This is a genomic window from Arthrobacter sp. NQ4 (assembly GCF_029077345.1).
Classification (GTDB): domain Bacteria; phylum Actinomycetota; class Actinomycetes; order Actinomycetales; family Micrococcaceae; genus Arthrobacter.
The window spans coordinates 100,211-113,351 of sequence record NZ_JARETC010000011.1 but is presented as its reverse complement, the minus strand read 5'-3'; the positions used below and the strand labels follow the sequence as shown (position 1 = coordinate 113,351).

Below are 13,141 nucleotides of genomic sequence, written 5' to 3'. Positions count from 1 at the left end.
TCCATCAACCGCGCACAGGGAGGAAACGGGCATGACCAACCGGCCCGAACGGCCAGGGTCCAGGCCGAAGACTGATGGCCTGCCCAAGACTGAACCGCTGACCCCTGCACAGCTTCGGCAGGACGCCGCCGCCAAGAGGATGCTGCGCCGCCTGGTGCAGGGCGAGAATCCTCCCACGGCTCCGCTGAGCATCGTGGACCGGCTGGCGGGCAGCCCGTACGCCAACCCCACCATCCAGGTGGGCGGCGTGGATACGTCCGCGCGCAAAACCCTGGACTTCGCCCTGCACCTGGCTGAGACCATGTTCCGCTACGGCGCGGGCGCCCTGGAAGTCGAAACCAGCATCATCGCGGTCACTGCGGCCCTGGGGCTGAAGAACATCGAAGTGGACATCACCAACCAGTCCGTGGGCATCAACTACGCGCCCAAGGACCAGACCCCCATCGCCCTGCTGCGCGTGGTGCGGTCCTGGACCAACAACTACGCCGGGCTGGCCAAGGTGCACCAGCTGGTCACCGACATCGTGGCCGGGGGTGTGGGCCGTGACGAAGCAATCCGCAGGCTCAACGAGGCCATCACCAGCCCCAAGCCCTACCCGCGGTGGATGGTCACCGTGGCGTTCGGCATTTTCGCCGCGGTGTTCGTGGGGGTCCTGGGCGGCGGGCCGGTGTCGTCGGTGATCGCGTTCGTGGCCAATATCGGCATCAGCCTGCTGGCCCGGCAGCTGGGACGCTGGCGGGTTCCCGACTTCTTCATCACCGCGAGCTGCTCTTTCGTGGTCACCATGCTGGCGCTGCTGCTCTGGCAGCTGGGGCTCACCACGTCGCCGTCCATCGTGGTGGTGGGCGGCATCCTGCTCCTCCTGCCCACCGGGCGCCTGGTGTCCTCCGTGCAGGACGCCATCAACGGCTTCCCCGTGACCGCGGCGGGCCGGTTCCTGTCCACCCTGCTGACCTTCGGCGCCATCGTGGCGGGAATCGCCGTTGCCTTCGTGGTGGGGGAGTTGACCGGGCTGCAGCGCATCGACGTCACGCAGACCTTCCCGCCCGCCTACGATCTGTGGGTCCTGATCCTCTTCGTGGCCGCCGCTGTGATGGCCATCGGCATCACGGAACAGACCACGTGGAAGCTCCTGCTGCCCACGGCAGCCGTGGGCGTGGCCGGCTACCTGGTGCTGCTCGGCTGCGGCCAGCTGGGCATCGGGGACCGGTTTGCACCTGCCATGGCCGCAGTCGTCATTGGCCTGCTGGCACGGGTGGTAGCCCTGCGCATGGGCGCACCGCAGCTGGTGGTGGCAGTCCCCGCGGCACTCATCCTGCTGCCGGGCCTCACGATTTTCCGGTCCATGTATGTGCTCACTGTTGAGGAGTCTGAAGTCCTGGCCGGTGCCGGCGGGATGCTCAGCGCCGGCGCCATTGTGCTGGGCACGGCGGGCGGGATTGTGCTGGGCGACGTGCTGGCCCGTCCACTGACCCGCAGCCTGGCAAGCAACGAGCGGCGCCGGGCCCGCCGCCGCTAGGCCACGGCCGCCTGTCCAGGCTAGATCTGGCCGACCGGAAGCTTCTTCTCGGCCTGGAAGTCGTCCTCTACCCGGCCCTGCGCCCAGTACCCGGAGAGGGACACCTGCCGGCGCTCCAGTCCGCGCTGCTTGAACAGGACCTCGCGCAGGGCTTTCATGTAGCCGCGTTCGCCGTGCGCGAAGACATCCACCGTGCCATCGGGCCATTCCGCGTCCGCCACTGCGTTCACCAGCAGGTCGCTGGAACCCGCCGGAGCGCCGTTGCGGGGCAGCCAGGTGATGTGCAGTCCTGCCGGGGCGGCAATCGGCTGGATGTCCGCCTCGGATCCGACCTCGAGGAAGGCCAGCCCGGTTGCCCCTGCCGGCAGTGACTCGATGCAGGCGGCGACGGCGGGCAGGGCCGCCTCGTCACCGGCAAAGAGGTACCAGTCGGCCTCGGGGTTGGGGTTGTACGCGCCGCCGGGGCCGGTAAAGATCAACGGCTCACCCGGCTGGGCGTTGGCCGCCCACGGACCGGCGAACCCTTCATCGCCGTGGACCACGAAGTCGATGGCCAGCTCCCGGGCCCCGGGATCCACCCAGCGCAGCGTATAGGTGCGGGTGAACGGCCACTGCTCACGCGGCATGGTTTCCCGCACCGTCCAGAGATCCAGCGGGGAGGGGTACTCCACGCCGGGCTGTGGAAAGACGATCTTCACGTAACGGTCAACGAACCCGTTGTTGACGAAATCGCCGAAGCCCTCTCCGCCGGCCACGATCCGGACCATGTGCGGGGAGAGCTGTTCCTTCCGCAGCACGGTGAGGTTGACCTGCGGACGGCTCTTCTTGGTTGCGCTGGTGGCGGCGGGGACAGTGCTCATAAGGCAAGCCTAGCTAGGGCAGCGGCGGGAGTTCCCAGGTTACGTCCCGCGCACCCTGTTCCCGGAGCAGCTGGTTTACGCGGCTGAACGGCCTGGAACCAAAGAACCCGCGGGAAGCGGACAGCGGACTGGGGTGCGGGCTGGTGACCGCAGGGGCCCCGCCCAGGAGCGGCCGGACGCCCTCAGCCTCCTTGCCCCACAACACCGCCACCAGCGGCATCCCTGACCTGTCCGGGGACTTGCGGGCGGCCAGTGCGGTGACTGCCGCCGTCGTAATTTCCTCCCAGCCCTTGCCCCGGTGGGAGCCCGCCGCGCCGGCCCGGACGGTGAGCACCCGGTTCAGGAGCAGCACCCCCTGCTCCGTCCACGCGGACAAATCCCCATGGACGCGCGGGGGAATACCAAGGTCCGATTCCAGCTCCCGGTAAATGTTGACCAGGCTGCGGGGGAGGGGGCGGACGTGCGGGTCAACCGAAAACGACAGGCCGACGGCGTGTCCCGGCGTGGGGTAGGGGTCCTGCCCCACGATGAGGACCTTCACGTCCGCGAAGGGCTGGCGGAAGGCGCGCAGGACGTTCGACGGCGGCGGCAGGAGCTGGTGCCCGGCCGCCTCTTCGTCTGCGAGGAACGCCAGGACCTTCCGGAGCTGGGCTTCGACGCCCTGCAGCGCCGCGGCCCAGTCCGGAGCCATCAGCTCTGCCAGTGGCAGCTGCGCCAGATCGGCGAAGCCGGCGGCGTCCGCAGGGTCCTGCTGCAGCTCGAAGAGGGCGTCCGATTCAACCATCGTTCCATTGTTGCAGGGACGGAGCAGGGCCGGCCGGGAACATCCAGCCGGGCGGGCGTAAATGACACCCTTGTTATTCGGCGGCTAGCATAGGGGTAAGACATTGACCCTTACCAGCGAAGGAGTGCGCCGTGGCGGAACCGGCCCGGGAACACCTGCCGGAGCAGGATCCAGGGAACTCCCTCCTGGCGGATTTCACCCTTCGTGAGTCCTCCCTGTCCGAGCGTGAACAACAGATGCTGGCGCTGGAACGGCAGTGGTGGAAGTACGCGGGAGCCAAGGAGCAGGCCATCCGTGACCTGTTTGACCTCTCCGCCACCCATTACTACCAGCTCCTGAACGCATTAATTGACCGCGAGGATGCGCTGGCCCACGATCCCATGCTGGTCAAGAGATTGCGTAGACTACGTACGTCGCGCCACCGTGCACGTACTGCCCGGCGCCTGGGATCCGACGCTTAAGACGCCCCAGGCCGGGACAACAGCCGCAATCAACAAGGATGTCCTTCCACCATGACCAGATACGCCCGCGATGAATTCGACAAAGTCCCGGAGGCTGCGTCGCGACAAGGTGTCCACCGGACGGCCTCGGCCCCGTCCCGCGTGCGGCTGTGGCCCATCCTGGCGATGGGAGTGGCGGCCCTGGCCATAGGGTTGGTGTCCTTCCTGATCCTTCCCAAACTTGGCTTCAACACTACCGCCAGCCAGGCCTCGGCCAGCGTGGAGTCAGCTCCGCTGGCCGGCACCGGCACAGCCCCTTCGGCCACGCCTTCCGCTTCCGCGCCCGTGGCTTCCACGGTGCCCTCCGCTTCTTCCGAGCCAACCCAGGACGCCGGCCCCGCTCCGGAGTCCACGGCCCCTGCCAGCCAGCAGGCCGTCGTCGACAGGACCCAGGCCGTTGCCATCTACAATGCCGCCGGTACGGCGGGGCTGGCCAGCCGGGTAGGCGGAACCGTCCAGGGTGACGGTTGGCGGCTCGGCCAGGTTGGCAACTGGTCCGGAGCCCCGCAAAAGTCCTCCGTGATTTTCTACGCGGGCCCCCAGCATCTGGCCAGCGCCCAGGCGCTTTCCAGTCTGCTGAACATCCCCACTGTGGTGGACAGTACCGAATTCCAGTCGCCGCTCGTTGTGGTCCTGGGCCCGGGTTACCGGTAGCCGCACGCCGTCCAGTAACGCCGGTCCGGTCTCCACCTGGCCCCAAACGGAAAGAGTTGTTCATCATGGCACTGGGAACCGTGAAATGGTTCAACGCTGAAAAGGGATACGGCTTCATCACCGTTGACGGCTCCGGTGATGACATTTTTGTCCACTGGTCCGCAATCCAGGGGGAGGGGTACCGTGCCCTGGCCGAGGGGCAGCGGGTGCAGCTCGATGTGGGCGAGGGTGAAAAGGGTCCGCAGGCGGAAAACGTCCGGCCGGCCCAGTGATGCCTGCTCTGCGGCGGGATGGCCGCGTCCGGGCGGCCCTCGCCCTGTCCGCGGCAGCAGTTCTTTCGATGACGGCATGCGCCGGTACCGGCGGCAACGCCAGGGTGGAAACGGCGGAGGCCTCCGGCGACGGCGTGCTGCGGGTGGGGATGATCCTGGACAATGCCGGTGACAATGCCTTCCTTAACGCTCCCCAGCTGGCTGCCGCCAAGCTCGCCGTCCAGGACATCAACGCCGCCGGCGGACACAAAGGCCGGCCGGTGGAGCTCCTCCCGGTGCACCCGGACCAGGACCCGGGAAAGCAGGCGAAGGACCTCGCCGCCGCCAAAGCGGATGTGGTGATCGGACCCACCGATTCCAGCCATGCGGCCGCCGCGGTGGACGTTCTGTCCCACGCGCGCATACCGGTCATCTCGCCGGCCAACACCGCCGCAGGCCTGTCAGGGCTCGCCAGCGGAGGCTACTATTTCCGCACCGCCGCAGCCGACGTCGCCCAGGGCCCCGTGCTGGCAAAACTCGCCAAGGACTCCGGGGCGGCCACCATCACTGTGCTGTACCAGGAGGGCTCCTACGGCAAGGACCTCTCCGCTGCCGTCACGGACGCTGCGACAAAGTCCGGACTCACGGTCCTGCCCGGGGCCGGCTTCAAGGACGGTGCCGCCGCCGAAGCCGCGCGCTCCACCGCAAAGGCCAAGCCTGACGCCGTCGTCCTGATTGCCCGCGAGGGCGCGCAGGACGCCCTGGCCGGGCTGGACAGCACCGGCCTCACCGGTTCACGGATCATCCTCAGCGACGGCGCGTTTGCCCGCTACGGCTCCAGGCTCGCCTCCGGCACCCTCGAGGGCACACGCGCCGTCGTCCCCGGACAGTTGCCCACCGCTGCCTTCCAGGCAAAACTGCTGGCGGTGGACCCTGCCCTCAAGGACGTCTCCTACGCTGCCGAAACCTACGACGCCGTCACGCTGGCGGCCCTCGCCGCAGCACGTGCCCAGGATGACGCCGGACGCTCCATTGCCGGCAACCTGATTGCCGTCTCCGGAGGGGCAGCCGGCCCCGGCGCCGGAGTGCCAACCGCCCCATGCTTGAGCTACAAGGAGTGCCTGGGCGGCCTTGCTGCCGGCCCGGACATCAACTATGACGGCGAATCCGGCCCGGTGGCCTTCGATGCCAAGGGCGACATCACCAAGGCCCTCTTCTCCGTGTACACCTTCGGACCCGACAACAACCCCACCCTGTCGGGCCGGGAGACAGCCGGACACTCCGGCTGATCGCCCTGGGCGAAGCGGCCCCGTCCTGCAGGGTGTTACGCGTCTTTTCGCTTGCACTCTCACCTGGGGAGTGCTAATTATTGACTTAGCACTCTGACGCACCGACTGCTAAAGCACCGCCTGGTTCCGGCCGGCAGCGCACGGCACCGGTCGAGGAGCGAAAGAAACACCTCACTTCAGTGAGATCCCCGCCCGGAGGCATACAGAGGCCGCCGGCAAAGGATCGTCCGTCGCGGGCACTGCAGCGAAGGTTCATTCTTAACGACTGTCCCGAAAGGACTACTGCCGTTATGGCCAAGATCATTGCATTTGATGAAGAGGCACGCCGCGGCCTTGAGCGTGGCCTGAACACCCTCGCCGACGCCGTTAAGGTCACCCTCGGCCCGCGTGGACGCAACGTCGTCCTCGAAAAGAAGTGGGGCGCCCCCACGATCACCAACGATGGTGTTTCCATCGCCAAGGAGATCGAGCTGGACGATCCCTACGAGAAGATCGGCGCAGAGCTGGTCAAGGAAGTTGCCAAGAAGACCGACGACGTTGCCGGTGACGGCACCACCACGGCAACCGTCCTGGCCCAGGCCCTGGTCAAGGAAGGCCTGCGCAACGTTGCCGCCGGCGCCGACCCGCTGTCCCTCAAGCGCGGTATCGAAAAGGCTGTTGAGGCCGTCACCGCCGAGCTGCTGAACTCCGCCAAGGAAATCGAAACCAAGGAAGAGATCGCGGCTACCGCCTCCATCTCCGCCGGTGACGACGAGATCGGTGCCCTTATCGCCGAAGCCCTGGACAAGGTGGGCAAGGAAGGCGTCATCACGGTCGAGGAGTCCAACACCTTCGGCCTGGAGCTGGAACTCACCGAAGGCATGCGCTTCGACAAGGGTTACATCTCCGCCTACTTCGTCACCGACGCTGAGCGCCAGGAAACGGTCCTCGAGGATCCGTACATCCTGATCGTCAACTCCAAGATCTCCAACGTCAAGGAACTGGTTGCTGTCCTGGAAAAGGTCATGCAGTCCAACAAGCCGCTGCTGATCATTGCCGAGGACATCGAGGGCGAGGCCCTGGCCACCCTGATCGTGAACAAGATCCGCGGCACCTTCAAGTCCGTCGCCGTCAAGGCTCCGGGCTTCGGTGACCGCCGCAAGGCCCAGCTCGCCGACATCGCCGTCCTCACCGGCGGCCAGGTCATCTCCGAGGAAGTTGGCCTCAAGCTGGAGACTGCCGGCCTGGAGCTCCTGGGCCAGGCCCGCAAGGTTGTTGTCACCAAGGACGAGACCACCATCGTCGAAGGTGCCGGCGACGCCGACCAGATCGCCGGCCGCGTGTCCCAGATCCGCGCCGAGATCGAGAACTCCGACTCCGACTACGACCGCGAGAAGCTGCAGGAGCGCCTGGCCAAGCTGGCCGGCGGCGTTGCAGTTATCAAGGCCGGAGCTGCAACCGAGGTTGAGCTCAAGGAGCGCAAGCACCGCATTGAAGACGCCGTGCGCAACGCCAAGGCTGCAGTTGAAGAAGGCATCGTCGCCGGTGGCGGCGTGGCCCTGATCCAGGCCGGTGCCAAGGCATTTGCCAACCTTCAGCTCTCCGGCGACGAAGCAACGGGCGCCAACATCGTCCGCGTTGCCATCGACGCTCCGCTGAAGCAGATCGCCTTCAACGCCGGCATGGAGCCTGGCGTAGTTGTCGACAAGGTCCGCGGCCTGCCCGCAGGCCACGGCCTGAACGCAGCAACCGGCGAGTACGTCGACCTGCTGGCTGCCGGCGTCAACGACCCCGTAAAGGTGACCCGCTCTGCTCTGCAGAACGCTGCCTCGATCGCCGGCCTGTTCCTCACCACCGAAGCAGTGGTGGCTGACAAGCCGGAGAAGGTTTCTGCCCCCGCCGGTGGCGACGACATGGGCGGCATGGGCGGCATGGGCGGCTTCTAAGCCTCCCGGCCGGGACCTGCCCCGCCAGTTACGAAAGTGCGGCCCCCTCTTCGGAGGGGGCCGCACTTTTTTGTCCCGCTGCCGGGATCTACTTCCTGGCCGAATCCAGCATCCCCTGGACTTCCTTCTTGAAGGCTTCGGCGGCAGCCTGGGGGGTCTGCCGGTCATACAGCACTTCATCCGTGTAGCGCTTGATGACATTCTGGACGCTTCCCGCACCCACAGGAGGAACCGGGGGCGCGTCCTTGATATCCGGCGCAATGTCCTTCAGGAACCCCACCACGGTGGTGTCTGCCGGCTTGAGCGAGGACGTGATGCTGGAAACGATGTCGCTGTTGGTGGGTACCCCCCTGTCCGTCATCAGGATGGCCCCGGCCTCCGGGCGGTTGGTGAGGTAGTTGATAAACTCCGCGGCTTCCTTGGGATGCTTTGAACGGGATGAGGCGGACCAGAACATCGTCGGCTTGTAGTACATGCCGTTACTGGCCGCCGCGCCGTCGACGCTCGGAGCGCGCAGCATTTTGATGTTGCTGCCGGTGGTGGCCTCAAGCGATCCAAGTTGGTTGGTCCACCACCAGGCCATACCCACCCGGTTGGTGCCGAAGAGGCTTTGCTCAAGGCTGGCCCCGCCGTCTTCCGTCGCCACGTTCGCCGGCGGGCTGGCCTTGGAATCGCGTTGTTCCTTGAGCCGTTCCCAGAAGGAGGCGGCCGTGCCGGCCTCAAAGCCGAGCTTGCCGTCAGCGGAGTAGAGGTTTTCCCCGTGCTGGCGCAGCCAGATGATCAGGTCGGCCTCGTTGCTGCCGTAGGCGGCACCATAGGTCTTCCCGTCACTCGCGGCGCTGAGCTTCGCGGCGGTGTCCATGAATTCTTTCCACGTCCACGTCTTGTCATCCGGGACGGGTATGCCGGCCGCTTCAAATACCTTGGTGTTGGCCATGATGACGTAGGCATTCTGGCCTGTGCTCAGGCCATACTGTGCGCCGCTGTACTGGCCGGACGCGAGGGCTTCCTTGTCCAGTTTCGACGTGTCGATGCCGTCCTGCTTGGACAAGTCCATGAGGGCGCCGCGGCCGCCGTATTCGGCGATGTACTTCTGGTCCATCTGAATGACGTCGGGCGCATCGTTGGCGGCGGTCTTTGTGGCCAGCTTGTCCCAGTAGCTGGACCATTCGCCGGGCTCGGCCTTGACCTTGATGTTTGGATGGGACGCCTCAAACGCGGCGATGACCTTGTCTGTCTGTCCGTTGAGGTACTCGTTGCCCCACCATGCGAACCGCAGGGTTACCTGGCCGTTGTCGCCCGATCCGCCCGGGGCTCCGCAGCCTGTGGCCAGGATGGACAGGGCAAGGGCGGCAGCGCCAAGCTGGAAACTGCGGCGGCTTACGACTGGAATCGTCATTGATGTTCCTTCCGGGTTGGCTTCTCCGGCGCGGCCCAGCACGGTCGCCCGGCGTAGTCCAAGGATGAGAGAAACCGCTTTCTCATGTGATGCTGTGATTGTTTCGCGCATCCGGCACCCCCGTCAAGAATTTTCGGTAAACGTTTTCCCACATCTTCGCCGGGCCGCTGTCGGCCGCTTCTGGCAGGATGGACCGGTGACGATTACTGCAGCGGCTGATGGTTCGGCCTTGGGAAACCCCGGCCCGGCCGGATGGGCCTGGTATGTGAATGACGATTGCTGGCGCGCCGGCGGATGGCCCCACGGGACCAACAACCAGGGGGAGCTGATGGCTGTCCTTGACCTCCTGCGCGCTACAGCGCACCTGCCCGGGGAAGACCTGCGCATCCTTTGCGACAGCCAGTACGTGATCAACTCCATTACCAAATGGATGCCGGGATGGAAGCGCAAAGGCTGGCGCAAGGCCGATGGAAAGCCTGTCCTGAACGTGGAACTGCTGAAGGAACTTGACCGCGAACTGGCCGGCAGGACCTACACCTTCGAATGGGTCAAGGGGCACGCCGGCCACGACCTCAATGAGGCAGCCGACGAGCGCGCCAGGGCTGCGGCAACCGCCTACCAGCAGGGAGTGGCAGCAAGGTCGGGTCCAGGCTTCCCCGGCGGCCAGCACCCGGGCACCTCCGGGCGCGCCGCGGCCCCGCAGCCTGCCTCCGGCGCGGGCCTTCCGCCCGCCACGCTGGACATCCCGCCCGCCGCACCGGCCCGTCCTGCAGCGGCGCCTGGCGACGTTCAGGCAGTCCGTGGCGCTGATGCTTCGGGGAGGCCGCGGGCCACTCCGGCGCCCGTCCCGGCCTTCGAGGAACTTGACCTGTTCAGCGAACTGGACAACGAAGCCCTCGAAGTGGCCGAGGCAACCCAGCAGGCCGGCTCAGTCCCGCCCGAGGCGCTGGTGGAAGAGCTCGAACGTGAGCTGCTGGGTCCCTTGGTGCGGGGGGATATCGGGCGGACCGCCGTCCTCCTTCACCCGGACTTCATGGAAATCGGGAGTTCCGGAAGGGTCTGGACCCGGGACGCCATGATGATGGCCCTGGAAGAGGACCCGGGGGAACGGACCGACATGGAAATCCTGGGTGCGGAGCGCATCGGCACCAGTGCGGTCCTGCTGACGTACCGAAGCTTTACGCGATCCGGCACTACGCTCCGCAGTTCGCTGTGGGTCCTCGATGGGGACCGCTGGCGGTTGCGGTTCCACCAGGGGACTCCGGAGGCCTGAGCCCAGGTGTCAGCTGAACCGCTGCGCGTTCCCCTGCTCCGCCTGGGCATAGGTGGCGGCGGCAGAGGCCAAGGCGGTGTTGATGGATGCCAGTGAAGCCTCCACCCGGCCCTGGGTGATGGTCCATTCGGTGACGAGTGCCTGGAAGTTGGTGGCGGCGGAGCCCCGCCATGAACCCTGGAGTTCATCCAGTCCGCGTTTCATGGTTTGCACGTCGGCGCTGATCCGGTCCACCGTGGCCTGCACGTTGGCGGACTTCAGCTGAAGTAATTCTGTGTCGACGGAAATGATGCTCATGGCTGTGCCTCTCAGATAGGGCGGGGGAGTGGCCCCCGCGCCCGGCGGTTCCGGCTGCTGGGACGAGCCTATGGAGCGGCGGCGGGCCGGAGCCATTGCCGGCCGGCTATATGTGGATAACCGATCCGTCGCTGCCCCTGGCGCCGGCGGTGCTTCCGGCTGGTTCCTGGCCGTCTGCGCCGCCATCCCGGGGTGGGTCTTCACGCCGCGGCAGGCTGACCACCAGGGTGGCGCCGCCGCCGTCGGTCTTCTCAACCCGCACCGAGCCGCCGTGGGATCCCACGATTGCCGCCACGATGGCGAGCCCCAGGCCGCTGCCACCCGTCTCCCTGGTGCGGGAGGTGTCCGCACGGTAGAAGCGTTCGAAGACCTTGGCCGCCTCCTCTTCGGAAATGCCCGGTCCGTGGTCCCGCACTTCGATGACGGAGCGCTCCCCGCCGTCGGCACTGCGCACCCCAACGGCGAGTTCGATAGGACTGCCCTCCGGGGTGTAGCGCAAGGCGTTGCCCACAAGGTTTCCCACCACCTGGCGCAGCTTGGCCTCATCCCCGAGCACCGGGGCAGGTGCCGCCGGTCCGCCGTCGAGCCCGGTCAGTGAAATCACCCTGGAACGGTCGCTCGCCTGCGTGTCCACCACGGCATCGTGCGCGATCAGCTGCAGGTCCACCGGCTTCTGCTGCAGGGGCCGCTGCTCATCGAGGCGGGCCAGCAGGAGCAGGTCCTCAACCATCGACCCCATGCGCTTGGCTTCGCTTTCGATCCGTCCCATGGCTGTGGCCACGTCCTCGTCCGTGGCCAGGGCGCCGTGGCGGTACAACTCGGAGAACCCGCGGATGGTCACCAGCGGGGTACGCAGCTCGTGGGAGGCGTCGGCGGCAAAGCGGCGCATCCTGGCTTCGGAGGCGGTCCGCGCTGCGAAGGCGGTTTCAATATGCGCCAGCATGGCATTCAGCGAACTGCTGAGCCGGCCCAGCTCGGTAGTGGGGTTCTCCACTTCCACGCGGCGGGAGAGGTCGCCGGCGGCAATGGCGGCGGCCGTTTTTTCCACCCTGGCAAGAGGCCGGAAGGAACGCGACACGGTCCAGCTCGCAATGAGCGAGGCCAGCAGCAGCGTCAGCAGGCCCACCCCGGTGACCACCAGGGTGGCATGCTTGAGGACGTCGTCCACGCTCTCCAGCGGCAGCCCAATCACCACCACGGCAGTGGTTTGGCCGTTCTGGACCGTCACGGCCACCACGCGCCAGTTCTCCCCGTCCGTCCCGCGGACCTGGAAGGGGGCCAGGTCGCGGGCCTGCGCCTGTTCCACCGTCATGGAGCTGATGTCCGGGTGGTCGTCGGGATCACCGCCGAACGTGTACGGCTGCTCGCCCGGCGCGAAGAGCATCAGCGAGTAGTCGGTGGGTATGGAGCTGGGAGCCTGCAGCTGGGTGAAGGAGCGTTGTTTCCGGGCGGAGTCGACGGCGGCGTTCAGTTTGTCATCCACCTGGCCCTGAAGGTAGCTGTGCAGCAGTGTCAGAGTCACCGCACCGGTCACTGTCAGGGCCACAATCAGCAGGGCCATGATCATGGCCACCAGCTGCGACCTGAGTGAGGCCGACTTCCACCGCTTCAGCAAGGTCAGCGCTTTTCGGCCGTCCGCAGGACGTAGCCCACGCCGCGCTTGGTCTGGATCAGGGCCGGCGCCTCGGGGTCGATGTCCACTTTCCGCCGCAGGTAGGAGATGTAGGACTCCACGATGGACGCGTCCCCGTTGAAGTTGTACTCCCAGACGTGGTCAAGGATCTGCGACTTGGACAGGACCCGGTTGGGGTTGAGCATGAGGTAGCGCAGGAGCTTGAACTCGGTGGGGGAGAGTTCAATGACGGTGCCGCCACGGCGCACCTCATGGGCGTCGTCGTCGAGTTCGAGGTCGTCCACGCGGATGACCGCGTCGTCGTCGAGCAGGGGCTGCGTGCGGCGGAGCACGGCACGGATCCTGGCCACCACTTCGTCGAGGCTGAAGGGCTTGGTGACGTAGTCGTCGCCGCCCACGGTCAGGCCCGTTACCTTGTCCTCCGTGTCGTCCTTGGCGGTCAGGAAGAGAACGGGGAAGTGCTTGCCGGAGGCACGAAGCCGCCGGGTCACGGTGAAGCCGTCCATGTCAGGGAGCATGACGTCCAGCACGGCCAGGTCGGGGGCGTGGGTATCGGCCGCGGCGAGGGCGTCGCGGCCGTTCGCGGCGGAAACCACTTCAAAGCCGGCGAACCGGAGCGACGTGGAGAGGAGCTCGCGGATGTTGGGTTCATCATCAACGACGAGCAGCCGGGCTTCTGGACCGTTCTTGTTCATGCTCCCATCATGCTCCCAGTCTCTGGGAGTTGTCTGGATATTCGTTGTGAGCATGGTGATGG

The 13,141-nt window shown here is 66.5% G+C and carries 13 protein-coding genes; 7 read left to right on the top strand and 6 right to left on the bottom strand.

The features are described from left to right. Window positions 1–31: 31 nt before the first annotated feature. Entirely contained in the window at window positions 32–1,519 is a 1,488-nt protein-coding gene (locus PUN51_RS16905; RefSeq protein ID WP_159632870.1) for a threonine/serine ThrE exporter family protein, read from the top strand. A 20-nt stretch (window positions 1,520–1,539) separates the two neighbouring features. Here the strand turns inward: PUN51_RS16905 and PUN51_RS16900 are convergent, their stop codons facing one another. Then, entirely contained in the window at window positions 1,540–2,379 is an 840-nt protein-coding gene (locus PUN51_RS16900; RefSeq protein WP_275181873.1) for a siderophore-interacting protein, read from the bottom strand. A 13-nt stretch (window positions 2,380–2,392) separates the two neighbouring features. Further along, window positions 2,393–3,163 (bottom strand): uracil-DNA glycosylase, encoded by a 771-nt coding sequence (locus tag PUN51_RS16895; protein WP_275181872.1) that lies wholly within the window; start codon window positions 3,161–3,163, stop codon window positions 2,393–2,395. 131 nt (window positions 3,164–3,294) lie between these two features. Here PUN51_RS16895 and PUN51_RS16890 point away from each other — a divergent pair, with 131 nt between their 5' ends. From PUN51_RS16890 to groL, 5 genes are all read left to right on the top strand, one after another. Next, a complete protein-coding gene (locus tag PUN51_RS16890; protein ID WP_159632867.1) occupies window positions 3,295–3,624 on the top strand; it encodes a DUF3263 domain-containing protein in 330 nt (109 codons plus the stop codon). A gap of 51 nt (window positions 3,625–3,675) precedes the next feature. Continuing rightward, window positions 3,676–4,317 (top strand): LytR C-terminal domain-containing protein, encoded by a 642-nt coding sequence (locus PUN51_RS16885; RefSeq protein WP_275181871.1) that lies wholly within the window; start codon window positions 3,676–3,678, stop codon window positions 4,315–4,317. 65 nt (window positions 4,318–4,382) lie between these two features. Beyond that, complete coding sequence (locus PUN51_RS16880; RefSeq protein WP_141180812.1) at window positions 4,383–4,589, top strand: cold-shock protein; 207 nt, start codon at window positions 4,383–4,385, stop codon at window positions 4,587–4,589. Beyond that, window positions 4,589–5,857, top strand: coding sequence for an ABC transporter substrate-binding protein (locus PUN51_RS16875; RefSeq protein WP_275181870.1), 1,269 nt, complete (start codon window positions 4,589–4,591; stop codon window positions 5,855–5,857). The genes PUN51_RS16880 and PUN51_RS16875 overlap by 1 nt, the downstream gene beginning before the upstream one ends. Before the next feature lie 290 nt (window positions 5,858–6,147). Continuing rightward, window positions 6,148–7,782 carry a chaperonin GroEL gene (gene groL, locus PUN51_RS16870; protein ID WP_159632864.1) on the top strand — a complete coding sequence of 545 codons (1,635 nt, stop codon included), beginning with the start codon at window positions 6,148–6,150 and terminating at the stop codon, window positions 7,780–7,782. 88 nt (window positions 7,783–7,870) lie between these two features. Here the strand turns inward: groL and PUN51_RS16865 are convergent, their stop codons facing one another. Further along, window positions 7,871–9,181 carry an ABC transporter substrate-binding protein gene (locus tag PUN51_RS16865; RefSeq protein ID WP_275181869.1) on the bottom strand — a complete coding sequence of 437 codons (1,311 nt, stop codon included), beginning with the start codon at window positions 9,179–9,181 and terminating at the stop codon, window positions 7,871–7,873. Window positions 9,182–9,377: 196 nt separating this feature from the next. Here PUN51_RS16865 and PUN51_RS16860 point away from each other — a divergent pair, with 196 nt between their 5' ends. Next, window positions 9,378–10,454: a ribonuclease HI family protein gene (locus tag PUN51_RS16860; protein ID WP_275181868.1), complete on the top strand. Its 1,077-nt coding sequence runs from the start codon at window positions 9,378–9,380 to the stop codon at window positions 10,452–10,454. A gap of 9 nt (window positions 10,455–10,463) precedes the next feature. Here PUN51_RS16860 and PUN51_RS16855 read toward each other — a convergent pair whose 3' ends face one another. The 3 genes from PUN51_RS16855 to PUN51_RS16845 all read right to left on the bottom strand — a co-directional run bounded on the left by PUN51_RS16855 (window position 10,464) and on the right by PUN51_RS16845 (window position 13,079). Continuing rightward, window positions 10,464–10,751 (bottom strand): WXG100 family type VII secretion target, encoded by a 288-nt coding sequence (locus PUN51_RS16855; protein ID WP_159632861.1) that lies wholly within the window; start codon window positions 10,749–10,751, stop codon window positions 10,464–10,466. 106 nt (window positions 10,752–10,857) lie between these two features. Further along, the gene (locus tag PUN51_RS16850; RefSeq protein ID WP_275181867.1) at window positions 10,858–12,366 is read right to left on the bottom strand and encodes a sensor histidine kinase; all 1,509 of its coding nucleotides are present in this window, start codon (window positions 12,364–12,366) and stop codon (window positions 10,858–10,860) included. Window positions 12,367–12,368: 2 nt separating this feature from the next. Next, complete coding sequence (locus PUN51_RS16845) at window positions 12,369–13,079, bottom strand: response regulator transcription factor (RefSeq protein WP_056331118.1); 711 nt, start codon at window positions 13,077–13,079, stop codon at window positions 12,369–12,371. Window positions 13,080–13,141 lie beyond the last annotated feature (62 nt).

Bases quoted from the DNA above. Each gene is read 5' to 3' on its own strand.
- PUN51_RS16905 (WP_159632870.1), top strand. From the start codon at position 32: ATGACCAACCGGCCCGAACGGCCAGGGTCCAGGCCGAAGACTGATGGC.
- PUN51_RS16900 (WP_275181873.1), bottom strand. From the start codon at position 2,379: ATGAGCACTGTCCCCGCCGCCACCAGCGCAACCAAGAAGAGCCGTCCG.
- PUN51_RS16895 (WP_275181872.1), bottom strand. From the start codon at position 3,163: ATGGTTGAATCGGACGCCCTCTTCGAGCTGCAGCAGGACCCTGCGGAC.
- PUN51_RS16885 (WP_275181871.1), top strand. From the start codon at position 3,676: ATGACCAGATACGCCCGCGATGAATTCGACAAAGTCCCGGAGGCTGCG.
- PUN51_RS16880 (WP_141180812.1), top strand. From the start codon at position 4,383: ATGGCACTGGGAACCGTGAAATGGTTCAACGCTGAAAAGGGATACGGC.
- PUN51_RS16875 (WP_275181870.1), top strand. From the start codon at position 4,589: ATGCCTGCTCTGCGGCGGGATGGCCGCGTCCGGGCGGCCCTCGCCCTG.
- groL (WP_159632864.1), top strand. From the start codon at position 6,148: ATGGCCAAGATCATTGCATTTGATGAAGAGGCACGCCGCGGCCTTGAG.
- PUN51_RS16865 (WP_275181869.1), bottom strand. From the start codon at position 9,181: ATGACGATTCCAGTCGTAAGCCGCCGCAGTTTCCAGCTTGGCGCTGCC.
- PUN51_RS16855 (WP_159632861.1), bottom strand. From the start codon at position 10,751: ATGAGCATCATTTCCGTCGACACAGAATTACTTCAGCTGAAGTCCGCC.
- PUN51_RS16845 (WP_056331118.1), bottom strand. From the start codon at position 13,079: ATGAACAAGAACGGTCCAGAAGCCCGGCTGCTCGTCGTTGATGATGAA.